The organism is Natronomonas salina, from assembly GCF_013391105.1.
Classification (GTDB): domain Archaea; phylum Halobacteriota; class Halobacteria; order Halobacteriales; family Haloarculaceae; genus Natronomonas; species Natronomonas salina.
Genome location: NZ_CP058335.1, coordinates 900446 through 923579 on the forward strand (window position 1 = coordinate 900446; position 23134 = coordinate 923579).

The 23134-nt window shown below is 69.3% G+C and carries 26 protein-coding genes; 10 read left to right on the plus strand and 16 right to left on the minus strand.

Going from position 1 to position 23134, the window contains the following annotated elements; translation table 11 throughout:
• Nucleotide 1: 1 nt before the first annotated feature.
• The 12 genes from nuoK to HWV07_RS05090 all read right to left on the minus strand — a co-directional run bounded on the left by nuoK (nt 2) and on the right by HWV07_RS05090 (nt 10448).
• Nucleotides 2-316, minus strand: coding sequence for an NADH-quinone oxidoreductase subunit NuoK (gene nuoK / locus HWV07_RS05035; RefSeq protein ID WP_178333247.1), 315 nt, complete (start codon nt 314-316; stop codon nt 2-4).
• Nucleotides 316-606 (minus strand): NADH-quinone oxidoreductase subunit J, encoded by a 291-nt coding sequence (locus tag HWV07_RS05040; RefSeq protein ID WP_178333248.1) that lies wholly within the window; start codon nt 604-606, stop codon nt 316-318. Before HWV07_RS05040 ends, nuoK begins: the two co-directional genes overlap by 1 nt.
• Complete coding sequence (locus tag HWV07_RS05045; RefSeq protein ID WP_178333249.1) at nt 603-881, minus strand: NADH-quinone oxidoreductase subunit J; 279 nt, start codon at nt 879-881, stop codon at nt 603-605. Before HWV07_RS05045 ends, HWV07_RS05040 begins: the two co-directional genes overlap by 4 nt.
• A gap of 328 nt (nt 882-1209) precedes the next feature.
• Nucleotides 1210-1671 carry a NuoI/complex I 23 kDa subunit family protein gene (locus HWV07_RS05050; protein ID WP_178333250.1) on the minus strand — a complete coding sequence of 154 codons (462 nt, stop codon included), beginning with the start codon at nt 1669-1671 and terminating at the stop codon, nt 1210-1212.
• The gene (locus tag HWV07_RS05055; protein ID WP_178333251.1) at nt 1671-2738 is read right to left on the minus strand and encodes a complex I subunit 1/NuoH family protein; all 1068 of its coding nucleotides are present in this window, start codon (nt 2736-2738) and stop codon (nt 1671-1673) included. Before HWV07_RS05055 ends, HWV07_RS05050 begins: the two co-directional genes overlap by 1 nt.
• Nucleotides 2735-4444, minus strand: coding sequence for an NADH-quinone oxidoreductase subunit D (locus tag HWV07_RS05060; RefSeq protein ID WP_178333252.1), 1710 nt, complete (start codon nt 4442-4444; stop codon nt 2735-2737). The genes HWV07_RS05055 and HWV07_RS05060 overlap by 4 nt, the downstream gene beginning before the upstream one ends.
• Nucleotides 4441-5127 (minus strand): NADH-quinone oxidoreductase subunit B, encoded by a 687-nt coding sequence (locus tag HWV07_RS05065; RefSeq protein WP_178333253.1) that lies wholly within the window; start codon nt 5125-5127, stop codon nt 4441-4443. Before HWV07_RS05065 ends, HWV07_RS05060 begins: the two co-directional genes overlap by 4 nt.
• Nucleotides 5124-5528 carry an NADH-quinone oxidoreductase subunit A gene (locus tag HWV07_RS05070; protein WP_178333254.1) on the minus strand — a complete coding sequence of 135 codons (405 nt, stop codon included), beginning with the start codon at nt 5526-5528 and terminating at the stop codon, nt 5124-5126. The genes HWV07_RS05065 and HWV07_RS05070 overlap by 4 nt, the downstream gene beginning before the upstream one ends.
• Before the next feature lie 166 nt (nt 5529-5694).
• A complete protein-coding gene (gene purE / locus HWV07_RS05075) occupies nt 5695-6318 on the minus strand; it encodes a 5-(carboxyamino)imidazole ribonucleotide mutase (RefSeq protein ID WP_178333255.1) in 624 nt (207 codons plus the stop codon).
• 87 nt (nt 6319-6405) lie between these two features.
• Entirely contained in the window at nt 6406-7563 is a 1158-nt protein-coding gene (locus HWV07_RS05080; protein ID WP_178333256.1) for a 5-(carboxyamino)imidazole ribonucleotide synthase, read from the minus strand.
• Between the two features lie 104 nt (nt 7564-7667).
• Complete coding sequence (locus tag HWV07_RS05085; protein ID WP_178333257.1) at nt 7668-8501, minus strand: cupredoxin domain-containing protein; 834 nt, start codon at nt 8499-8501, stop codon at nt 7668-7670.
• Between the two features lie 198 nt (nt 8502-8699).
• Nucleotides 8700-10448: a flippase activity-associated protein Agl23 gene (locus HWV07_RS05090; RefSeq protein WP_178333258.1), complete on the minus strand. Its 1749-nt coding sequence runs from the start codon at nt 10446-10448 to the stop codon at nt 8700-8702.
• A 157-nt stretch (nt 10449-10605) separates the two neighbouring features.
• Between HWV07_RS05090 and ribH the strand changes: the two genes are divergently transcribed.
• Both ribH and HWV07_RS05100 read left to right on the plus strand, forming a co-directional pair.
• Nucleotides 10606-11019 carry a 6,7-dimethyl-8-ribityllumazine synthase gene (gene ribH, locus HWV07_RS05095; protein ID WP_178333259.1) on the plus strand — a complete coding sequence of 138 codons (414 nt, stop codon included), beginning with the start codon at nt 10606-10608 and terminating at the stop codon, nt 11017-11019.
• On the plus strand, nt 11016-12164 hold the full coding sequence (locus tag HWV07_RS05100) for a pyridoxal phosphate-dependent aminotransferase (protein ID WP_178333260.1): 1149 nt from the start codon (nt 11016-11018) through the stop codon (nt 12162-12164). The genes ribH and HWV07_RS05100 overlap by 4 nt, the downstream gene beginning before the upstream one ends.
• Nucleotides 12165-12477: 313 nt before the next feature.
• Here the strand turns inward: HWV07_RS05100 and HWV07_RS05105 are convergent, their stop codons facing one another.
• The 3 genes from HWV07_RS05105 to HWV07_RS05115 form a co-directional block, all read right to left on the minus strand.
• Nucleotides 12478-14067, minus strand: a complete 1590-nt coding sequence (locus HWV07_RS05105) for a bacterio-opsin activator domain-containing protein (protein ID WP_178333261.1) — start codon at nt 14065-14067, stop codon at nt 12478-12480.
• A 67-nt stretch (nt 14068-14134) separates the two neighbouring features.
• Nucleotides 14135-14545 carry a hypothetical protein gene (locus HWV07_RS05110; protein WP_178333262.1) on the minus strand — a complete coding sequence of 137 codons (411 nt, stop codon included), beginning with the start codon at nt 14543-14545 and terminating at the stop codon, nt 14135-14137.
• A 49-nt stretch (nt 14546-14594) separates the two neighbouring features.
• Nucleotides 14595-15362, minus strand: coding sequence for a DUF2797 domain-containing protein (locus HWV07_RS05115; RefSeq protein WP_178333263.1), 768 nt, complete (start codon nt 15360-15362; stop codon nt 14595-14597).
• A 125-nt stretch (nt 15363-15487) separates the two neighbouring features.
• Between HWV07_RS05115 and HWV07_RS05120 the strand changes: the two genes are divergently transcribed.
• Both HWV07_RS05120 and HWV07_RS05125 read left to right on the plus strand, forming a co-directional pair.
• A complete protein-coding gene (locus tag HWV07_RS05120; protein ID WP_178333264.1) occupies nt 15488-16624 on the plus strand; it encodes a S8 family peptidase in 1137 nt (378 codons plus the stop codon).
• 38 nt (nt 16625-16662) lie between these two features.
• Nucleotides 16663-17001 (plus strand): BsuPI-related putative proteinase inhibitor, encoded by a 339-nt coding sequence (locus HWV07_RS05125; protein ID WP_178333265.1) that lies wholly within the window; start codon nt 16663-16665, stop codon nt 16999-17001.
• 71 nt (nt 17002-17072) lie between these two features.
• Here the strand turns inward: HWV07_RS05125 and HWV07_RS05130 are convergent, their stop codons facing one another.
• Complete coding sequence (locus HWV07_RS05130) at nt 17073-18008, minus strand: NAD-dependent epimerase/dehydratase family protein (RefSeq protein ID WP_178333266.1); 936 nt, start codon at nt 18006-18008, stop codon at nt 17073-17075.
• Between the two features lie 130 nt (nt 18009-18138).
• Here HWV07_RS05130 and HWV07_RS05135 point away from each other — a divergent pair, with 130 nt between their 5' ends.
• The 6 genes from HWV07_RS05135 (at nt 18139) to HWV07_RS05160 (ending at nt 22906) form a co-directional block, all read left to right on the plus strand.
• Nucleotides 18139-18696: a tRNA (cytidine(56)-2'-O)-methyltransferase gene (locus HWV07_RS05135; protein WP_178333267.1), complete on the plus strand. Its 558-nt coding sequence runs from the start codon at nt 18139-18141 to the stop codon at nt 18694-18696.
• An 81-nt stretch (nt 18697-18777) separates the two neighbouring features.
• Entirely contained in the window at nt 18778-19311 is a 534-nt protein-coding gene (gene tfe, locus HWV07_RS05140; RefSeq protein WP_178333268.1) for a transcription factor E, read from the plus strand.
• Nucleotides 19311-19985, plus strand: coding sequence for a DUF2110 family protein (locus HWV07_RS05145; RefSeq protein WP_178333269.1), 675 nt, complete (start codon nt 19311-19313; stop codon nt 19983-19985). Before tfe ends, HWV07_RS05145 begins: the two co-directional genes overlap by 1 nt.
• Nucleotides 19986-19991: 6 nt before the next feature.
• Nucleotides 19992-20813, plus strand: coding sequence for a DUF5803 family protein (locus tag HWV07_RS05150; RefSeq protein WP_178333270.1), 822 nt, complete (start codon nt 19992-19994; stop codon nt 20811-20813).
• 31 nt (nt 20814-20844) lie between these two features.
• On the plus strand, nt 20845-21531 hold the full coding sequence (locus HWV07_RS05155) for a competence/damage-inducible protein A (protein ID WP_178333271.1): 687 nt from the start codon (nt 20845-20847) through the stop codon (nt 21529-21531).
• Nucleotides 21532-21787: 256 nt separating this feature from the next.
• A complete protein-coding gene (locus HWV07_RS05160) occupies nt 21788-22906 on the plus strand; it encodes an ATP-NAD kinase family protein (protein WP_178333272.1) in 1119 nt (372 codons plus the stop codon).
• Nucleotides 22907-23134: the final 228 nt, after the last annotated feature.

The following is a 23134-nucleotide window of genomic DNA, read 5'->3' on the forward strand; positions in this document are numbered from 1 at the left end:
CTTACCACCTCAGTGTAGTCGCTTCGGTCACGTCGACGTTATCGAAGTTGCGGTGCAGCACCAGGATGATACCGATGCCGATGGCGACCTCGGCGGCGGCCAGCGCCATCGTGAACAGGGCGAACACCTGCCCGGTGATGTTCTCCCAGTAGAAGGCGAACGCGACGAGGTTGATGTTCGCCGCGTTCAGCATGAGCTCGACGCTCATCAGGAACATCAGGGCGTTCCGGCGGGTCAGCACGCCGAAGAGCCCGGTGCAGAAGACGGCCGCCGACAGCACGAGGTAGTACTCGGCCGGGACGGTTCCGAGCACCATCAGGAATCACCCTCCTCGTCCCGCGTGGCGAGCATGACGGCGCCGTCGAGGGCCGCGTCCAGCACGACGGCGATGGTGATGAACGCCACCAGGAAGCCCTCGCTCGCGATGTCGGCGCCCGGGAGGTTGAACATCGCGTAGCCGATCGAGCGCGTGATCGACCCGTCGGCGAACCCCTCGGCGGTCCCGAAGCCGCTCGTGAGGAACACCGCCGCGAGGAAGCCGAACAGGCCGAGCGCCAGGACGCCGACGACCTTGTTCCCCCCGTAGAGTCGCGGTCGCGTCGTCATGGTAGTGCCTCCTGCTCGGGTGCTTGATCCCGGCGGACGAACATGACGGCGAAGGTGATCAGGACGAGCACCCCACCGACGTACACGAGCACCTGCATCGCCGCCAGGAACTCGGCTTGCAACATCACGTAGTGGACCGCGACGGAGAGCAGCGCGACGCCCAGCAGGAGCGCCGAGTGCCACACGTCCCGGACCAACACGACGCCCAGCGCCGCCCCGACCGTCACCAGAGCGAACAGCAGGAACGCCAGTGTCTCGTACGGTACTACAGCCATTGTTTACCCCTGCAGTCGGGTTCCCTTTGAAGATTTCCTTATGCTCTCGAGTTCCGGGGGCTTTCAGGGTGTCCGTGCGCGCGTGGCGCGGTGCTGAACAGGTCGTAAGTTCGTCTCGGTGACACTTACCGCGAAGTAGTCACGCGCATCCGCACCGAGCGGTAGCGAGGCGCGGGTTCCGGCGGCGAACGAAGTGAGTCGCCGTAGCGCGCGCGGACTGGAGCGGCGCGACCGAAGGGAGCGCCGTAGAAGGAGCACGCGCGCATATTTTCCCCAAGTTTTTGCCGGCCCCCGAGCGCAGCGAGGGGGCCGTGTAAAAAGTGGGTTGCTACTGGTAGTCGACTTCGCCCTCGCCCTCGCCGATCCAGGCGCCGCGGTCGGGTTCGCGGGAGGCGAGAGGGTCGATGTCCTTGTACCACGGGACGTTCTTCAGCTGCTCCTTGTTGTACGCCATCTCGTGTTTCGTGTCCGCGGTGAACTCGAAGTTCTGGGTGAGCAGGATGGCGTCGACGGGGCAGACCTCCTCGCAGAGCCGGCAGTAGATGCACTGGCCGACGTGGAGGTTGTACTGCTCGCCGTTGCGCTGCTCGTCGGTGACGATCTGGATGGTGTCGTTCGGGCAGACGTTCTCGCACTGGCGACACCAGATGCAGCGCTCCTGGGAGAACTTGTGGACGCCGCGGAACCGCGGGGAGACGTCCGGCGTGTCCTCGGGGTACTGGACGGTGAACTTCTCGCCGTCAAGGGCGTGTTTCATGGTCGTTGCCATCGATTTGAGCATTCCGATCATTATGCGATCACTCCGACGATGACGGCAGTCAGCAGGAGGTTCGCGAACGCGAGCACGAGCATCCCCTTCCAGCCGATCTCGATCGCCTGGTCGACGCGGACGCGCGGCAGCGCCGAGCGGGCCCACTGCGTGAACAGGAACACCGCCCAGATCTTGATAATGAACCACAGGATGCCCGGCAGGACGGGCCCGGCGGGGCCGCCGAGGAACAGCGTCGCGATGATGGCGCCCCCGAGGAAGATGTGGATGAACTCCCCGAGGTACACCAGCACGAAGTAGACGCTGGAGTACTCCGTCTGGTATCCGGCGACGATCTCGGTCGGCGCCTCCGGCGTGTCGAAGGGGTTCCGGCCGATCTCCATGAGGTTCGCGACCAGGAACAGCACGAACGCGAAGGGGTTGACGAAGGCGAACCACGCCGGGATGGCGACGCCGCCGACGGTGAACAGGGTCTCCGCCTGCGCCGCGACGATCTCGCTCATCTGCAGCGACCCGGCGAACAGGACGACCGAGGCGGCGATGAGGACCAGCGGGATCTCGTAGGCGAGGTTCTGCGCGACGGCGCGGAGCCCGCCCAGCAGCGAGTACTTGTTGTTCGACGCGTACCCGGCCATCACGAGGCCGAGCGATGCCATCGAGGCGACGGCGAAGACGTAGACGAGGCCGATCTCGGGGTCGGCCAGATGGATGCCGTTGCCCATCGGGATGACGGCGAAGCCGAGCAGCGCCGTGCTGGCGATGACGACCGGCGCGAGGTCCCAGGCTGGGCGGTCGACGTCCTCCGGGACGATGAGCTCCTTCGAGAGCATCCGGAGGGCGTCGGCGACGATGATGAGTAACCCGGCGGGGCCGAGCCGATTGACCGCGTAGCGGTCGGTGAAGGCAGCGGTGATCTTCCGCTTGGCCCACGGCCCGGCCACCGCGGTCATCGCGAGCATCAGGGTGCCGACGAGGGCGGCGCCGAGCAGCGAGGTCAGTATCTCCTGGCCGGTCGTCATCTCGGTCCCGAACCCGAGCAGGTCGCCGATGGCGTCGGGCAGCGGCGTTCGCGTCTGCGCCGGGATCATCGATCCACCTCCCCGAGGACGATGTCGAGGCTACCGAGCGAGGCGACGAGGTCGGGGATGAACTCGCCCTCGACCATGTCCCGCAGCGTGTGGAGGTTGTGGTAGCAGGGGCTCCGGATCTTGAACCGCGCCGGCTGGTCCGTGCCGTCCGAGCGGATGTAGACGCCGAGTTCACCCTTTGCGTTCTCGACGGCCTTGTAGACCTCCTTGTCGGCCTCCGGCTTCAGCGTCCGCGGGACGTTCGACTGGATGTTGCGCTCCTCCTCGGGCCACTCCTCGAGGAGGTCGATACACTGCGAGACGATCTTCGCGGACTCCTCGACCTCGCGCATCCGCACGAGGACGCGGCTGTAGTTGTCGGCACCGTCCTCGGTGACGACGTCCCAGTCGAGTTCGGGGTAGTAGCCGTAGGGGTCGTCGCGACGGACGTCGTAGTCGACGCCGGAGCCGCGTGCCACCGGGCCGGTGGCGCCGTACTGCTTGGCGACCTCCGGCGGCAGCTCGCCGGTGCCGACACAGCGCAGCTGGAAGATCTCGTTGGACGTCAGGAGGTTGTGGTACTCCTTGACCTTCTCCGGCAGGTCGTCGAGGAAGTCCCGCGTCTTCTCGAAGAACTCCTCGCGGGGCTCCGGGATGTCCCAGGCGACCCCGCCGAGCCGGAAGTAGTTGTACATCATCCGCTGGCCCGTCAGGTCCTCGAGGATGTCCTGGGCGATCTCGCGGTCGCGGAACGAGTACTGGAACGTCGCGGTGAAGTCGCCGAAGACGTCCAGGGCGAACGTCCCGAGCGCCAAGAAGTGTCCGGTCATCCGGCTGAGCTCACAGCCCAGCGTCCGGAGGATCTTGGCGTACTCCGGGACCTCGATGTCGGCGAGCTCCTCGGCGGCGCGGGCGTACGCCCACTCGTTGGGCATGTTCGCCGTGTAGTCCCACCGGTCAGGGTACGGCATGATCTGGTGCCGGTAGGTGTTCTGCTCGCACATCTGCTCCTCGCAGCGGTGGAGGTAGCCGATGTCCGGCTCGACGTCGACGATCTGCTCGCCGTCGAGGACGGCCTCGATGTGGAGGACGCCGTGGGTGGCGGGGTGGTGCGGGCCGATGTTGATGAACATCGTGTCGGACTCCGCCTCGACCTCGCCGCCGGTCTGATCGGACTTCGCCTCGCCGGCGCGCTGGTCCGGTTCGATCGGGTTGGCGTGCTCGCGGTAGGCGACGACCTGCGGCTGCTCGGGGTTGTAGTCCTGGGCGAGCGGGTGGCCCTGCCAGGTCTCCGGCAGGAGGATGCGCTCCATCTGCGGGTGGCCCTCGTAGTCGATGCCGACGAGGTCGTAGGCCTCGCGCTCGTGCCAGTCGGCCGTCCGGTAGACCGGCTCGGCCGTCTGGGAGACTGGGTCGTCCTTCGACGCGGGGACCACGACGCCGACCTCCTGGGTCCGGTCGTCGTACTTCGTCAGGTGGTAGATGGACTCGTAGCGGTCGTCGTACTCCTGGGCCGTCAGACAGGAGAGGTGGTCGAAGCCGGCCTCGTCCCGGAGCGCGTACAGCGCGTCCTGGACCTCGTCGGGTCGGACGACGAACGCCTCGGCGTTGACGTGCGTCTCGCGGCCGATGACGGTATCGCCCAGCAGGTCCGCGAGCTCCTCGTAGTCGACCTGTCCCTCCTCGGTCTCGCCGACGTCCGTGGGACGGGGTTTCTCCAGGCTCATGGCGAGTCGACCCAGTTGTACCGCATGACGAGGTCGTCCTCGTCGATCTGGTCTGCGAGGTGCTGTACCAGTTCGTCGCGGTCGAGGTCGCCGAACTGCTCGAGCTCGTAGGACTTCACCACGACCGGCGAGGACTCGCCGTTGGCGATGCGCTCCTGGAGCTTCGCGATGCCGTAGATCAGCGCCTCCGGCCGGGGCGGACAGCCCGGGACCTGGATGTCGACCGGGATGATCTGTTCGGCGCCCTTGACGACGTTGTACCCCTCGTGGAAGGGGCCGCCGGACGCCGTGCAGTTGCCCATCCCGACGACGAACTTGGGTTCGGGCATCTGGTCGTACACGCGCTTCATCCGCGGGCCGAACTTCGAGACGATCGTCCCGGGGACGATCATCACGTCGGCCTGCCGCGGCGACGCCCGGGGGACGCCGGCACCGAAGCGATCGAGGTCGTGTTTGATCGCGTAGGTGTGCATCATCTCGATGCTGCAGCAGGCGATCCCGAACTGCATCATGAACATCGACGAGCTCCGCACCCAGTTCATGAACTTGTCGAACTTCGTGAGGATGAACGGCGTCGAGCCGAACGCCTCACGCAGCTTCGAGTTGAACCGGTTGTCGACACCCTTCCCCATCCGGGATTCCTGCGTCGATACTGTGTCGTGGAGTTCCTGTTCGCTGCTCATAGTTCACTCTTGATTTCCGCCCGCTCGCTCCTGACCCAGCGAACGGCACCGTTCCGCCACGCCCACACGAGCCCGACCAGCAGGATGACGAGGAAGACGAGCATCGGACCCAGCACCCGCGTCAGTCCGAACTCGGCAACCGCGTCGCTGTAAATCAGCGCCCACGGGAAGATGAGCACCGTCTCGATGTCGAAGACGAGGAACAGCAGCGCGATCATGTAGTACTGGATGTTGAACCTGATGCGCGTCGTCCCCGTCGGTATCTCACCGGACTCGTAGGTGGCGCGTTTCCCTTGCTCGGCGACGCTTGGGCGGAGGAGACTCGACACCGCGATCATCGAGAGCGGGATCGCGACTCCCACCACCGCCAGCGCGCCGACAGCGATCCATGGATTGCTCATCGCGTCTATATCGTCCGAGGGTTAGAGGCACCGGTACATAAGAGTTGATTTGTGTCCCCGACGGCCGTTACGGATAGGCTTCTCCGTGGTCGGTGTTACGGCCGAATTACGTGTCGACCCAGGGGAGTTGCGTGAACTTACTTGAACCCGAGCCGGACCGACGCCATCACTCCATCTCGTCGTGGTAGCGTTCGGTCCCCTTCGTGTGCAGCCCCATCGAATCGGCGCCGACGCCGTCCTGCAGGTCGTCGTGGTACTCGTCCAGTCGAGTCTCCAGTTCCGGATGCGCACGCGAGAGAATCTGTACGGCGGAGAGCGCGGCGTTGAACGACTTGCCCGCGTCGACGGCGACGATCGGTGCGCCGGTCGGCATCCCGATGACGCTGTCGACGGACTTCTCCTGGACGGGGACGCCGACGACCGGGATCGGGTAGGCGATGGAGGCGGTCATGTTCGGCAGGTCCGCGGACTTGCCGCCGGCGCCCGCGATAATCACGTCGAGCCCGCGGTCGCGGGCGGTCTCGCCGTAGACGTACATCAGTTCGGGGGTGCGGTGGGCCGAGACGACGAAGGTCTCGAAGGTGAACCCCGCCTCCGGGGGGTCGTCGTAGTCGGTGACCTCCTCGAAGCCGAGTTCGGTGAGCGCCTCGTAGGCGCCGTACATCGTCTCGAGGTCCGAGTCCGAACCCATCACGATGCCGACGTCGGGAGTGGCTTCGGGGGCGCGGTCCGCCTCGGCCTCGGCCTCCAGCAGGTCGATGACGTCCTGGACTGCCTGCGAGCGGGTCATGTAGGGGTTCCCGGACGGTGGCGGCTTCGTCCTTGCGGTGTCCGGGAGCCGCGAACGGCCTCGCCGCGGGTCAGCCCTCCGCGTCGGTCACTGGAAGGACAGCCCGTCGCGTAGTTCTCGCGCGTGCGCAAGTAGCTCTTCGCCGTCCTCGGCCGACCCGTCGACCAGCGTCACGTGCCCCATCTTCCGGAGCGGCCGGACCTCCCGCTTGCCGTACCAGTGCAGCGACGCCCGGGACGACTGCAGGACCGCCTCGGTGCCGGCCAGCGACGCGGGCTCGGGCTCGTCGACGTCGCCGAGGATGTTCGTCGTCACCGAAGGGGCCCGCCGGTCGGTGCTGCCGAGGGGCCACCCCAGGACCGCGCGGACGTGCTGCTCGAACTGCGACGTTCGCGCACCCTCGATGGTCCAGTGCCCGGAGTTGTGCGGCCGTGGGGCGATCTCGTTGACGAGGATCTCCCCGTCGCTCGTCTCGAAGAGCTCGATGCCGTAGACGCCGCGCCCGTCGAGCATCTCCTCGAGGACGTCGAAGGCCACCTCGCGCGCGCGTTCGCGCACCTCGGGGGCGGTCCGCGCCGGCGTGACCAGCTCCCGGAGGATCTCCTCCTCGTGGATCGTCTCTGTGACGGGGAACGCGCGGGTCTCGTCAACACCCTTCACGCCCATGACGGCGAGTTCGCGCTCGAAGTCGACCATCTCCTCGGCGAGCGCCGGACCTCCGAGCTGCTCGAGGACCGACTCGGCCTCTCCGGGGCCCTCGCAGGGCATGTTCCCGCGGCCGTCGTAGCCGCCCTCGCGGGCCTTGCACATCAGCGGCCAGCCGAGCTCCTCGCCGGCGGCCCGGAGGTCGTCGGTGTCGTCGACCCGCCGGAACTCCGGGACCGGGACGCCGGCGTCGGCGAGCGCGCGGTTCTGGACGAGCTTGTCCTGGATGGTCCGGAGGGTGTCGGGGTCGGGGTGGACCGGCGTGTCCGTCTCCTCGCCGACCCGTTCCATCTCGTCGGGGTCCGCGAGCTCGATCTCGAAGGTCAGGACGTCCACCTGTTCGGCGAGTTCGCGGACGGCCTCGTAGTCGTCGAAGTCGCCGACGACCTGGTCGCGGACGACCGGCGCAGCGGGACAGTCGGGCGTCGGGTCGGAGACGACGAGCTCGACGCCGAGGGGGCCGGCGGCCTCGCCCATCATCCGGCCGAGCTGGCCGCCCCCGACGACGCCGAGCGTCGCGGCTGGCGTGGCGTGATTCATGGTGGAGGGTGGTTCGCCGGGGGCCGAGAAGGTTACCATTCGCGGCGGACCGCCGCTCGGCCGACCGGCCCTCGGGACTGTGGATTGTTAGTCTGTCCCCGATGTCACTCGGTCGAGGATTCGCCGTCCTCGCCGCCCGACTGGATCGCCTCGAGGGCCGACCACTCCACGCACCCTTTGTCGACGATAGCGTCCGGTTCCAGCGCCGGGTCGGTCAACACCCGTCGGGCGAACCCGACCGGTCCCGCCCTGGGTTGCGGCAGTTGGTCGGCGTCCGAGGTCTCGAACGCCGCGTCGGTCTCGTCGCCGACGACGACACGCATCGCCATCCCGTAGGCCTCGTGGGGCGCGCACTCGAGGTCGTACACCCCCGGCGTCTCGAAGGCGTACAGCCACGTGCTCGGGACGGGACCGCCCCCGTCGTCGCCATTGTCGGCTCCGTCACCTTCGTCGCCCTCCTCGGCCCCGGGGCCGCCGGAACCGGGCTCTGCCGGTGGTTCGGTGACATCGTCCGGAAGTGAGTCCGGGTCCCAGCCCATGATCGGCGACGAGAACGGCCGGACGCCCGCCGGAATCCGCCGCTGCATCCCGAATGCGGGGTGGTAGGAGGTCACGTTGTGGTCCGGCGTCTCGAAGACGAACCTGACCACGTCGCCCGGCTCGACGTGGAGCCCGGTCGGCTGGTAGAAGAAGTCCGCCGGCCGGTCCGGGCTGGTCGACTCCCCGATGAGCGTCCGAACCGTGTGGACCGTCGACGTCGCCGGCTCCGCCGGAGCCCCGTCGTCGGTCATCCCTCCCGGGGTCCCGTCGTCGTGTTCGTTCGCCGTCGCCGTACCGCCGAGGGCACCCAGCGCACCCCCGGCCCCCACGACTTTCATCACGTCACGCCGCAGCGTCCCGATCCCACTCCGCCCGTCCCGCTGGTCGCCATCTGACATGCGGTGGTCGATGAATCGGGGGAGATATTGTTATTGACTACCACAGGGAAGGGTACGCCGGGATTTCGGGGAGCGCGCCGCCGAATGGGCGAGCGTACTGCTGAGTAACGTTTGCGTGACTCCGAGTTCGGAAACCGTACCTGACAACCGAGTAACCAGCCCGGTGGCCCTCCTCTCCGCCGGTAGCGCTCTGCGGCCTCACTCCAGGCGCGCCACGTCGACGTAGTAGACGAACGGCTCGGCCGTCGTCCGCATCCTGAACTCCCGGCGTTCGTAGCGGTCGTCGATCCGCTCGTCGACGGCGCTGGCGTTCTTCCGGTGGGCGATCACCACCGGCGGGTCGGCGGCGAGCGCGTCCTCGAGGGCGGTCTCCTCGGGCGCGCAGTCGACGTCCATCTCGCCCGATTCGAAGTACCAGGGCAGCGGGAGCGCGTTGAACCAGTCCGCACAGGTCGGGCGCCGCTCCAGTTCCTCGTCGCCGGTCGGGTCGTGGAGGTGGCCGCCGTAGAGGACGACGTCGGTGCCGTCGTTGCGGTCGGCGAGGGTGCGCATCTCCGCGAGCGTCGGCTCGACGTCGCCGGAGGGCTGTGCGTACTGGACGAGCGAGTTGTCGTCGGACTTCGGGTCGGCGAAGCTGGTCGCGTAACCGGTCCAGGCCATCGACCCGACCACGAGGACGGCGAGGGCCACCGCCAGCGCGACGCTGACCGTGTCCCCGTCGACCCGCGCGTCCCCGCCCCAACGGTAGAGGACGCCGATGCCGAACGCCGCCGGAACCGCCAGCGGCAGGACGATGTGGACGACCAGCCACGCCGCCCCGCCGATGTCGGTGATGACGGGGTAGCCGACCATCGACGCGGCGCCCCAGTAGAAGCAGAACGCCACCAGGTCGTCGGGGCGGTCGTACGGGAACTCCGAGGCGTACATCGTCGCCAGGAAGCCGACGACGGCGAGGGCGACGAGCGCCGCGGAGGCCTCCGCCGTGATGAGCGACATCTCGCCGAGGAACTCCAGGTACGGGTTGGGGTCCTCCTGGCGCGGGGTGATCCACTGGCAGGCGTACAGCTCCCCGGTCGACCCGAGCGTGAAGTAGACCAGCCGCGGGAGCTGCAGCGGATTCGCGAGCGCCTCCCCGAGCGTCGGCTGGGCCGCAACGTCGAAGTGGCCCTCGTAGTCCAGACAGGAGAAGTAGTACAGCCGCTTCGAGGGCAGCGACCCCCGCGGCGCGTAGAGGTAGGTGAACGTCGCGAGGAACAGTACCGCGCTGCCGACGATCGAGCGCCCGTGCCGGACGACCCCGCCGAGGGTCCGGGCGGCGTAGCTCTTGAACGCCTCCGCGGGCGAGCCGTCGGTGACCCAGGAGACGACGATGCGGTGGCCCAGCAGCAGGCCGGTCGCGCCGACGAACGCCAGGAGGTACGCCAGGGCGTTCTCCTTGGCGCCGAAGCCGACCGCGAGGGCGAACGACGCGGGGTAGAGGTAGCGGCCGTCGTCGAAGTCGACGGCGCGGACGAGGCAGGCGAACGCGACGAAGCAGGCGGCGGCGACAGGGACGTCGCTCCGCATGAACCGCGAGTAGTAGAGGAGGACGGGGTCCAGCGCCAGGAACAGCGCGAGGCCGACGACCGAGGCGTCGCGGAGCCGGTGGCGGAACAGCAGCGCCGTCAGCGGAAGCAGGCCGCCCAGCAGCGCCGGGACGAGCCGCATCACGGTGTCCGTCGCCCCGAGGACCTTGAACAGCGGCGCGTTGACGAGGTGGAGCAACGGCCCGTGGATGATGGGCCGGTAGAACAGGACGCCGGTCGCCGCGTAGTCGGCGATCCAGTAGGCGACGCGCCCCTCGTCCCAGTGGGCGACCCGGGAGCCGAGGAAGGCGAGTCGGAGCGCGAGCGCGACGGCGGCGAGTCCGACGACGGCGAGGAGCGTCCGGTCCCGACGATCGTTCATCGCCGTGAACCTGTCACGGAGGGATTAGAACAGTTCTGGTCCGCGGTCGGGGAGGCGGACGGCGAGGTCACGACGGAAGTTGGGACGGGACGGTCGAACGCGGCCATCGTGGGCCCGTTCCGGCACTTCTTTTACCGCCCGTCGCCGACCCGCTCGTATGGTAGCGCTCGGACTGGTGGTCGCGCAGTTCAACAAGGAGCGGCCGATCACCCACGAGATGGCCGAACGGGGGCGGGAGGCGGCCGCCGAGGCGGGCGCGGAGATCGTCGAGACCCTGGAGGTTCCGGGCTCGTACGACACGCCGCTGGCCGCCGACCGCCTGGCCCGGCGAGAGGACGTCGACGCCGTCGCGGTGCTCGGCGCCATCGTCACCGGCGACACCGACCACGACGAGGTCATCGCCGACGCCGCCGCCCAGGGGCTCACCGACGTCTCCCTGGAGCGCGACACGCCGGTCACCTTCGGCGTCATCGGCCCCGGGATGAGCCAGGCCGAGGCCGAAGAGCGGATCGACTACGGCGCGACCGCCGTCGAGAGCGCTATTTCACTCGCCGAGGAACTCGAATCATGACCATGGACTTCGCGGACCGCGTCGAACGGGTCGAACCGAGCGCGACGCTGGCGATCAGCAACCTCGCGTCGCAACTGGAAGCCGACGGCGTCGACGTCGTCGACCTCTCCGTCGGGGAGCCGGACTTCCCCACGCCGGAGAACGTCGTCGAGGCCGGCAAGCAGGCGATGGACGACGGCCACACGGGCTACGCGCCCTCCAACGGCATCCCGCCGCTGAAGGAGGCTATCGTCGAGAAACTCGACGGCGACGGCCTCGACTACGGCACCGACGAGATCATCGTCACGCCGGGCGCCAAGCAGGCCCTCTACGAGACGTTCCAGGCGCTCGTCGAGGACGGCGACGAGGTCGTGCTGCTCGACCCCGCCTGGGTGAGCTACGAGGCGATGGCGAAGATGGCCGGCGCCGACCTCTCGCGGGTCGACCTCTCGGCCCACGACTTCCAGCTGGCGCCCGCCCTCGACGAGCTCGAGGCGACCGTCTCCGACGAGACGGAACTGCTCGTCGTCAACTCGCCGTCGAACCCCTCCGGGGCGGTGTTCACCGACGAGGCCCTCGAGGGCGTCCGCGACCTCGCCGTCGAGCACGACGTGACCGTCATCGCCGACGAGATCTACGACGCCATCACCTACGACACCGAGCAGACGTCGCTCGGCTCCCTGGACGGGATGGGCGACCGCACCGTCACCATCAACGGCTTCTCGAAGGCCTACTCGATGACGGGCTGGCGGCTCGGCTACCTCGCCGCGCCGCAGGCCCTCGTCGACCAGGCCGGGAAGCTCCACTCACACTCCGTCTCCTGTGCGACCCACTTCGTCCAGTACGCGGGCATCGAGGCGCTGCAGAACACCGACGAGGCCGTCACGGAGATGCGCGAGGCCTTCGAGGAGCGCCGCGACATGCTCGTGGACCTCTTCGCCGACCACGGCAAGGACGTCCCCGTCCCGACCGGCGCCTTCTACATGATGCTCCCGGTCGATGACGACGATCAGGCGTGGTGCGAGGGCGCCATCGAGGAGGCCCACGTGGCGACGGTTCCGGGCAGCGCCTTCGGCACGCCGGGCTACGCGCGGCTCTCCTACGCGGCCAGCGAGGAACGGCTGCGAGAGGGCGTCGAGCGGCTCGCCGACGCTGGCTTCCTGTAACGGCGGCTAGCCGTCGTTCGGTCGGCAGGCGCCGGCGAACCGACGCTCGCCGCGGCGCGTCGTCCCGACGCGCCGACGGGTGGCAGGTGCATCCCCACACCAGCGGTACGGACGTCGCGACCGGCCCCCGGCCGTCGAGGGGCTTTCGCGACGGCCTCGGGGGCCGACGACGTCAGCGGGTGAAGCCGCGGTCGATGGCGGGCACCGAGTGACGGCAGCGCCGTTCCGGTCGGACCGACCGACGGCGGTACCGCCTGATCCATCGACGGGCTTCCGGTCGAATCTGATGCCGCGGTGAGTATCAACGGTCCCTCTAGTCGTCTAGATGCTCGAGGAACGCGTCGACCAGGGCCCGCTGGGCGTGCCGGAGGTGGTAGTGGAACGTCGGGGAACTGACGTCCATCCGGTCGGCGACCTCCTCGGCGGTCGCGTCCCGGGGCCACGAGAAGTAGCCGCCGAAGTAGGCGTGCCGCAGCGCCGCCAGCTGCTGGTCAGAGAGGCGGTCGGCGACGGCGTCGAAGAACTCGTCGGTCGTCCTGACCGGACGCTCCAGCTCGCGCTTCGAGACGAGTTCGACGTCGTACAGCTCGTTGGCCGCCTCGACGACCCGCCGGGCGTCCGCATCGCCGGCGAGCTCCGCGACGATGACGGTCTCGCCGTCGCGGGCGACCATCGACGTCGGGCTCGCGCCGACGTCCAGCAACCGCCGGGTGAACGAGTCGCTCGTGACCACGTCGAAGACGTGCTCGTCGCCGTTGTCGCCGATGTGCTCGATGGACTCGACGGTCGAACGCTCCGCGGCCATCTCGCGGACCCGCTCGGGGTCGATCCCTTTCACGGTGACGTAGTGGCGGTAGTTGCCGTCGCCGCCCTCGACGGCGGTCGACCACTCCTTGCGACAGGGGCCGTCGGCCTCCGACGAGACCGACGCGAGCAGTGCCTCGGGTCCGGAGACCCGGAACGTCAGTTCCGTCGCCGTATCCGAGAGCAGGAGCCGCTCGGTCCGGACGGCGTTGGTGGCGAAACCGAGCACCTCGCCCAGCCGTTCGAAGGCGGCCTGCTCCCGCGGGCTGAAGGCGTCCGGCCGCGAGGAGTAGACGCTCAGCACGCCCTCGACGGTCCCGCGGTGGACGATGGGCACGGACGCCCCCGCGTGGACGTCCAGGGACTCCGCGACCTCCTTCGCGCGGTCCGGGATGCTTGAGTCCGCGAACCCCTGGATGACCTGTACTTCGCCGGTCTCGACGGCGATCTCGGCGGGTCGCTTCCAGTCGAGGCCGTTCAGTTCGGCGATCGTCTCCACGAAGTCGTCGGTGGCCGCCACGCCGGCCACGGGGTCGACGGTGCCGCCCGGGTCGTTGCGCGCGATCCAGACGGCCTGGTAGAGCTCCGAGGCGGCCAGGCGGTCGCAGACGGCCTGCTCGATCTCCTCGCGGGTCGCCGCGTCGATCACGGACTGGATCACCTCGTAGACCGTCTCGCTGAGTCGGTGCAAGGTCTCCAGTTCGTCCCGCTGCCGGCGGATCTCCCGGTCTCGCTCGCGTCTGGCGGTTACGTCGCGGGCGACCGACGTGACCAGGGTCCGACCGTCGACTTCGATGACGGAGCCGTTGAACTCGTGGGGGATGCGGTCGCCATCGCTCGTGAGGACGTCGAACTCCATCGTGGTCTCCGGGTCGTAGGTCCCGACCTGCGAGAACGCCGCGACGGCGGCCTCACGCTGATCGTCCGGGATCAGTTCGAAGGGGTCCAGTTCGGCGATGGTGTCGTCGTCGTAGCCGGCCACCTCGTTCAGGCGGTCGTTCCACCAGACGAGTCGCCCGTCCGCGTCGACGATGTAGACGAGATCGGGGAGCGACTGCAGCAGGCTCGTAGCTATCTCTCCGGGGTCGAATTCCGACATGACCGGCTCTTGGGATGAGAACGGTCGCCCGGGTGAAAAATCAACAGGTCGCCGACGCGGACCGAACTCAGTCCTCGAGGGCGTCGCCGATGCGCTCGAGTTCGCGGCGGATGTCGTGGAGTTCGTCGCGGACCTTCCGCACCTCGCGGGTCAGTTCCTCGTTGTCGCTGCCGCCCTCGCCGCGGCCGCCGGGGGAGCCGCCCATGGCGCCGCCGGGACCGCCGCCGCCCATCATGCCGCCCATCATCTGCGCGAAGGGGCTGCCGCCCATGCCGCCGCCACCGGGACCGCCGCCGGGGCCGCCGGGACCGCCGCCGCCCATCATCTCCTCCATCTTCTCCTCGCGACTCAGGCCCTCGCCCTCCTCGCCCTCGCGGTCCTCCGCGCGCTGTTGGCGGATCTCCTCGACCCGCTCGCGGAACGACTTCTCCTCGCCGCTGTCGTCGCCCTCCTCGGGCGCGTCTTCTTCGTCCGTCATACCCCCCCATTTCGGCTCCCCGCAGAAAAGTCCCAAGGTCTCACGGGCGTCAGCCGAACGCGCCGAGGCTCGACTGCAGTTCCCGGGAGGACGTCCCCTCCCGGAGTTCGTAGCCGACCAGGTCGCGCATGTCGACGGCGTAGACCCCGCCGTCGCGCTCGAGGACGAGCACCCGGCCCTTCGTGCCGCGGACCGTCCCCGAGGCGAGCGTCTCGGCGACCGGCGCGGCATCGAGGTCGAACCCGTAGTCGAACGCGTAGGTGTCCTTCACGTCGAACTCGGCGAGGAGGTCCTCCCAGGCGGCCTCGTCGACCGTCCGGGCCATGCCGTCGACCTTGGTCGGCACCCGGACGGCGTCCGGCAGCGGCGTCTCCGCGGCGATCTCGGCCTCGATCTCCCGGGCGATCCGGCCGTCGGCGACCGTGTAGATGTGGGCGCCGCGGTCGGCGCCCTGCTCGCGGAACCGCGTCTCCAGCCGCCGGCGCTTCGTCACGCCCACCTTGAACGTGTCCGGCGCGAACGCCGCGAGGTAGACCGCGTGCTCCTGGTGGCAGTCCATCTCGGCCTTCAGGCACGTCCCGGTACAGCGGGCGCAGATCCACGTCGAGTCGTGGGCCTCGCAGTAGGGGGCGCGGGCGGCCTCGCAGGCGACGTGGTCGGCGCCGTCGAACGTGCCGGCACAGCGGCGCTCCCCGAGGGTGTAGGAGAGTTCCCGACCGACCGCAAGGGGCTCCCGATCGACGGCTCCGTCCACGGCGACCAGCAGCGCCGCTGGGTCGTCCGTCCCGGCGCCCGTCTCGTAGCCGACGACCTGCACGGACCCGGGTAGGGGAGCCCCCGGTATAGACCTCTCGCCGTCGGACTCGTCAGATTACCAACCCGTCTTCAACCCCGGGGAATATCCGGGGGAAGTGACATCCCGCAGACCACAGATTTCGCACCATGGAAGACGGGAGCAAGGTAACGCGTCGCACTGCGCTCAGACTGGCCGGCGGCTCCGTCGCCGCCGGCGGCCTCGTCGGCGTCGTCGGCGCCGACGACGGCCTGGTCGGCGGGGACGACGAGCGCGTCCGGGTGAACGTCGGCTACCGGACCGCCGGCGGCCGCAGCGTGGCCGAGGACGCCGCCGGGACGGTCATCCACGACCACCCGACCGGCATCCTGACCCTCGAGGTCGACCGGAAGGTCCTCTCACCGCTCCGCCGGAGCCCCGGAATCCGGTTCGTCGAGCGGGACGTCGAACTCGAGACCGTCCAGACCGTCCCTTACGGCATCGAACGGGTGAACGCGCCCGACGCCCACGCCGCCGGCGAGACCGGCGACGGCGCCGACGTCGCGGTCATCGACACCGGCATCCAGGGCGACCACCCCGACCTCCAGGCCAACGTCGGCGAGGGCCGCGCCTTCCTGCTCGGCCTGAGCCACGGCCACTGGGAGGACTCGAACGGCCACGGCACCCACTGTGCCGGCACCATCGGCGCCGTCGACGACGACCAGGGCGTCGTCGGCGTCGCCCCGGAGGTCACCCTCCACGCGGTGAAGGTGATGAACTCCATCGGCACCGGCTTCACCTCCGACATCGCCGCCGGCATCGAGTGGGCGGCCGACCAGGGCCACGACATCGCGAACCTCTCGCTGGGCGGCAGCGGGTCGAACACCCTCCGGGAGTCCTGCCAGTACGCCGCCGACCGGGGGATGCTGCTCGTCGCCGCCGCCGGCAACGACGGCCCCTGCACCGACTGCGTCTCCGCGCCGGCGACCTACCCGGAGTGCTTCGCCGTCGCGGCGACCGACGAGAACGACGACGCCGCGTCGTTCTCCTCGACCGGCGCCGAGATCGAGATCGCCGCCCCCGGCGCGAACGTCGAGTCGACGTACACGGGCGGCGGCTACCAGACCCTCTCGGGGACGTCGATGGCCGCCCCGCACGTCGCCGGCGGCGCCGCCCAGCTGGTCGCGAACGGCTACAGCGCCGACGAGGCCCGACAGCGTCTCAAAGACACCGCCGAGGACGTCGGGCTCCCGGAGACCGACCAGGGCGAGGGCCGCATGGACGTCGCCGCCGCGCTCGGGGTCTGACGGGGTAGTTCTATGCGTGTGGGGGCCGAAGGCGGGGTATGCTCGACTCGGCGCTGGAGGTGACCGTCGGCGACGGCGTGCAGTTCCAGTTCACCGTCGTCAACGGGAGCGACAGGCCCGTCGAACTCACGTTCCGGGACGCCTGCAAGGTCGACTACGCGGTCTACGAGGGCGACGACGAGGTGGGTGCGGAGGTGTGGCGCTACAGCGACGACCGGATGTTCGCACAGGTCCTCACGAACGCCGACCTCCAGCCCGGCGAGACGGCCACCTTCGAGGAGACCTGGCCGAATCCCGATCCAGGCGACTACACCGCGGAGGCGACCCTCCGCGTCGTGGAGCACGACGTCTCGGCGCGGACGCCGTTTTCGGTCTGAGGTACGAGACGGTCCGCACGACCGTCTCGGTCGGAGGTACGAGACGGTCCGCACGACCGCCTCGGTATAGGTTACGAGAAGTCCTGTTCCAGCAGTTCCCGGACCGCCCGCCGGACCGCGTCGTCCGACGACCCGTCCGGCTCCCAGCCCAGCCCGGCCAGCTTCTCGACGGAGAGCCGCATCCGCGGGACGTCGCCCACCCAGCCGCGGTCGCCGCCCGTGAACTCGTAGGCGGGGTCGACGCCCATCTCGTCGGCGACGATGTCCGCGATGGTCCGCACCGAGGTCGTCGTCCGCGTCCCCAGGTTGTACGTGTTCATCGCGTCGTCGGCGTGCTCGACGGCGTAGGCCATCGCGTCGAGGCAGTCCTCGATGTGCATGTAGGACTTCTCCTGGCGGCCGTCGCCGAGGATCTCCAGGGTCGAGGGGTCCGCCCGGAGCTTCTGGATGAAGTCCGGGACCACCGCGCCCAGCTGGAGCCGCGGGCCGACGATGTTCGCGAACCGGAAGTTCCAGACCCGGAAGCCGTGGCTGTGGGCGTACACCGACAGCAGCGACTCCTCGGCGAGCTTCGCCGCGCCGTACATGCTGATCGGCTCCAGCGGCGCGTAGTCCTCCGGCGTCGGCCGCGGCGCCTCGCCGTAGACGGTCGACGACGAGGTGAAGGCGATGCGGTCGCAGCCGACCGCCTGCATCCGCTCGGCGACGTTCGCCGTCAGGTCCGTGTTCAGGCGGAACTGCTCGTTCGGGTCGTCGCTGTTGACCGCCTTGTCCGCCGCGAAGTGGAAGACCGCGTCGGTCGACCCGTCGATCGCCTCGGCGACGACGGCGGGGTCCTGCAGGTCTCCCTCGACGACCTCTGCTTCGTCCGGGACCCACTCCCGTCGCCCGTTGTCGAACCGGTCGGCGACGACGACCTCGTTGTCCTCGACCAGCCGATCCGCGAGGTGCGACCCCACGAACCCGCCGCCGCCCGTCACGCAGATCCGCTTGCCGGAGAGCTTCATTGGTGGCGGTGCGGACGGCGCTCGTAAGTCCGTTTCGACGCCCGGCGAGCGGCCCCGGACGCGTTTAGACGTCCTCGCAGCGCGGCCGCCAAGCGAAACCCCCTAACCCGCACGGCCAGAACGCCACGCCATGCAGGACGAACACGAGGTGTGCGTCCTCCGGCTGGGCCACCGCCCGGGACGGGACCACCGGATGACGACGCACGTCGGGCTCACGGCGCGGGCGCTCGGCGCCGACCGGGTCGTCATCGCGGGCGACGCCTCGAAGTCGCGGTCGACGATCGAGGACATCACGGATCGCTTCGGCGGTCCCTTCGACGTCGAACTCACCGACAGCCACCGCCAGCTGCTCCGGGAGTGGGAGGGCGCGGTCGTCCACCTGACAATGTACGGGCTGCCGATCCAGGAGGTCGAAGGCGACGTCCGCGCCGATCACGCGGATGGTCCGCTGCTCGTCGTCGTCGGCGCGGAGAAGGTGCCGTTCGACGTCTACGAGCACGCCGACTACAACGTCGGCGTGACGAACCAGCCGCACTCGGAGGTGGCGGGACTGGCGGTGTTCCTCGACCGGCTGTTCGAGGGCCGGGAACTGGACCGGGAGTGGGAGGCGGCGACCCACGAGGTGGTCCCGAAGGAGACGGGCAAGCAGGTCGAACCCCGCGAGCCCGACGACCAGGCGGAGGGGTAGCGGCCGCGGTCGGCGTGGCGCCGAGTGACCGAGACGGCCCTTTCGGAGCTTTTAAACGCGTTGCAGGTGCAAAATGACACAATGGCTTTTGAGGAACTGCTGAACGACCCGGTGATTCAGAAGTACCTCCACGAGCTGGTCGGTCCGACGGGGATGCCCGTCGCCGCCGCGCCGCCGGACGGCGAGGTCACCGACGAGGAGCTCGCGGAGGAACTGGGGCTGGAGCTCAACGACGTCCGCCGGGCGCTGTTCATCCTCTACGAGAACGACCTCGCCTCCTACCGGCGGCTCCGGGACGAGGACTCGGGGTGGCTGACGTACCTGTGGACCTTCCAGTACGAGAACATCCCGGAGCAACTCGAGGAGGAGATGCACCGGCTGCTCGACGCCCTGGAGTCCCGCCGCGACTACGAGCGGGACAACGAGTTCTACCTCTGCGGCAACTGCCAGCTCCGCTTCGAGTTCGGCGAGGCCATGGAGTTCGGCTTCGAGTGTCCGGACTGCGGCGGCCCGCTCGAGACGATGGACAACCAGCGGCTCATCAACGCGATGGACAGCCGCATCGAGGAACTGCGCGACGAACTGAACGTGGACGAGGAGCCCGCGGAAGCCTGATGGTCGTCCTGGCAACCAAGGTCTACGTCAGAGGCGAGACCCGCCGCCGCGCGATGGACTCCCTCGAATCGCTCGTCGCCAACGACCTCGCGGACCTGGAGGTCGAGTTCACCCTCGGCCTCCGCGACGACGGCTTCCCGTCGGTGACGATCACCGGCGAGGACGCGCCGGTCGCACGCAACCTCCTGGAGGAGGAGTGGGGCGCTATCACGCCGCACCGAGAGGCCGGCGAGGTCCACGTCGGGACGCTGGAGTCCTGGGACGACGACGGCGTCACCCTCGACGCAGGCGAGGACGTCCGGGTTCCCGCCGACGAACTCGGCCTCGGCCAGGGGACGCCGAGCCAGGTCCGCCGCCGGTTCGGCCTCGTCCAGCACATGCCGCTGCGGTTCGTCGAGGGCGGCGAGGGCGAGGAGAACCGGCTGGCCGACGCCGAGCGCGACCGCCTCTACGACTGGACGCGCGGCACCGGGCGAGTGAACGCCAACAGCGTCACCCGGGCGCAACTCCGCGCCACCGTCAACCGGGCGGGCCACGCCGACGACATCGTCACCGTCGAGCGGCTCGGACTGCTCGAACAGAGCGTCGTCTGCAAGGAGGACACCGACGCGCCGGGGCTGCTCTCGGACGTCGGCCCCCACCTGGAGTCGGAACTGCTCGCCGTCGTCCCCTGACCAGCCATGAACCGCCGACTGCTCGCCGCCCTCGCCCTCGTCCTCCTGGTCGGCCTGGCCGGCTGCTCAACCATCTTCGGGAGCGGCGGCCCCGACCGCGAGGCGCTCTCCGAGGACGCGAACTACGAGTTCGACACCGACCGCGACGCCTACATCGAGGTCAACTCGGACAACTACACCGCCGTCTACAACATCTCCGCGCGGGACGGCGACGACGAGAACCCGACCATCCAGCTGTACACGACCGACGCGCTGACACTGGAACAGCCGCTGGAGGTGCGGGCGGTCCAGTTCCGCCACCCGAACGGCACGGTCGACCGGTTCGTCGACGGCAACGCCACCCGGGTCCACGACGACGGGACGACAGAACAGATCGACTCGCTGTCCGTGGAGACGAGCCGCGAACGGACCACCGTCAGTCTGCCGTCCGACGAGGGGCAACTGGCGTTCACCACCCCGAAGAGCGGCAAGGAGGTCCGGATCCGTGCGCCCGTCTCGGGCAGCTACGAGCTGGTTCTGCCGCCGAACACGGACGCGTCGCTGCCGCTGCTCTCGCAGGTCCAGCCCGCCAACGACGACCGCAGCGTCGAGGGCGACCGGGTCCACCTCACCTGGGAGGACCTCGACACCGAGGTGCTGATCGTCCGGTGGTACCTCGACCGCGACCTCTGGCTGTTCGGCGGCCTCGCCGCGGTCGCGATCGCCATCGGCACCGTCGGCGGCGTCTACTACTACCTGCAGATCCAGCAGGCGAAGCGCCGCCGCGAGGACGAGGGCATCGACGTCGAGTACGACGACCGCGACGACCCGCCGCCGGGCATGCGTTAAGCGTTTTCCGCGGTCGGCACGTACGTCGGGTATGGACGTCGCCTTGGTGTCCGTCGGCGACGAGATCCTCGCCGGCGACACCGTCAACACGAACGCCGCCTGGCTGGGCGGGCGACTGGCCGACCGCGGCGCGTCCGTCGAGCGCGTCTCGGTCGTCCCAGACCGCGTCGCCGACATCGCCCGCGTCGTCAACGAGCACGCCGCCGAGTTCGACGCCGTGGTCGTGACCGGCGGCCTCGGCCCGACCCACGACGACGTGACCATGGAGGGCGTCGCCGCCGCCGTCGGCCGGACCGTCACCACCAGCGAGACCGCCCTCGAGTGGCTGACCGGCGAGGGCGGCTACGCCCGCGACGACCTCGCGACCGGGACGGCCGACATCCCCGAGGGTGCCCGGCCGCTGCACAACGAGGAGGGCGTCGCGCCGGGGTGCGTCGTCGAGAACGTCTACGTCCTGCCGGGCGTCCCCGACGAGATGGAAGCGATGTTCGAGCAGATAGAACAGGAGTTCGACGGCGAGCGCCAGCACGTCGGCTTCGTGACTGTCGACGAGCCGGAGAGCGCGCTCGTCGACCGGTTCGAGGAGCTCCAGGAACGCTTCGACGTCAAGGTGGGGAGCTACCCCGGCGACGGCGTCCGGGTGAAGCTCCAGAGCGCCGACGAAGAGGCGGTCGACGCCGCCGCGGCGTGGCTCCGGGCCAACGCCGACGCGGTCTAGCTGTAGAGGTGCCAGAGCCAGCCGACCGTGACGAGGAGGCTGGCGACCAGCACGATCCACCCCGAGGTGCCGACGGCGAGTTCGTTGACGGACTCCTGCAGTGGGACGTACATGGGCGAGCGTTGCTCCGGCCGTCTCTTAATGGATTCCCTTTCCGGCGCCGCGGCGGAGGTCGGGCCACGACCCTCCACGGGACGACCCGACTGCAGAGCCGCGGTACCGCGCCGTTTTTGGGACCGGCGGTCCCCTAGTCGGTATGCGACACGTTGGGCTGGTCGTCAACCCCATCGCGGGGATGGGCGGCCGCGTCGGGCTGAAGGGCACCGACAACAAGGTCGAGGAGGCCCGACGCCGCGGCGCCGAACCCCGCGCGCCGGACCGCGCCAGGCAGGCCCTCGAGCACCTCCGCGAACAGCCCGTCGAGGTCGAACTCTACACCTACGGCGGCGTGATGGGGGAGGACGAGGCCGTCGCCGCCGGGTTCTCCCCGGTCGTCGTCGGCCACGCCGAGGGGGAGGACACCTCCCGGGAGGACACCCGCGAGGCGGTCCGCAGGTTCGTCCGCGTTCCGCCGGAGGCGGAACGGAACGGTCGAGCGGTCGGACCGCGAGACGAGGGCGTCGACCTCATCCTCTTCGTCGGCGGCGACGGGACCGCCGTCGACGTCGCCGAGACGCTCGACGAACTCGACGCCGAGGTCCCCATCCTCGGCGTCCCCGGCGGCGTGAAGGTCTACTCGTCGGTCTTCGCCGTCACGCCGCGGGCCGCCGGCCGCATCGCGACCACCTTCGACCGCACCGAGACCCGCGAGGTCAACGACATCGACGAGGACGCCTACCGCGGCGGCGACGTCAACACCGAACTCAAGGCGCTCGCGGAGGTCCCCGTCGGCGACGAGATCCAGACCTCAAAGCAGATCGGCGGCGGCACCGTCGAGGCGCTGGCCGACGCCGTCGCCGGCGACATCGCCGAGGACGACGCGACGTACGTCCTGGGTCCCGGCTCGACCGTCGACGCCGTCAAGACCGAACTCGGGTTCAACGGCTCGCCGCTCGGCGTCGATGTCTGGCGCGACGGCGACCTCCTGGCGCGGGACGCCGGCGAGTCCGACATCCTCGAGAACCTGAGCGAGCGGAACGTCATCGTGGTCTCGCCGATCGGCGGCCAGGGGTTCATCTTCGGCCGCGGCAACGACCAGATCTCCCCGGCGGTCATCCGCCAGTCGGAGATCGAGGTCATCGCGTCGAAGCAGAAGCTCGACGACATCGGCGTGCTGCGCGTCGACACGGGCGACCCCGACCTGGACGAGGAGCTCAGAGGCTGGCAGCGGGTTCGGGTCGGGAAGTTCGAGCGGCGGCTGCTGAAGGTCGTCTGAACCCGCGTTTTGCACGCGAACGCTGGTCGCGGGCCGTCCGGCGCGCGTCAGTCGCTCGTCGCTACCGGCGGCGAAGCCGGCACGTCATTCGCTCGTGGGCCGACGGCCCGCAACCCACCGGGCCTACCCCGATTGTCGTTCTACTTTTCGCGGCGAGGGAAACCCGAACGGTCGACTGTGTGTACCGTTCGAGCATCTTTCGCCGGGTACTGAGAAGGCGATAACTTC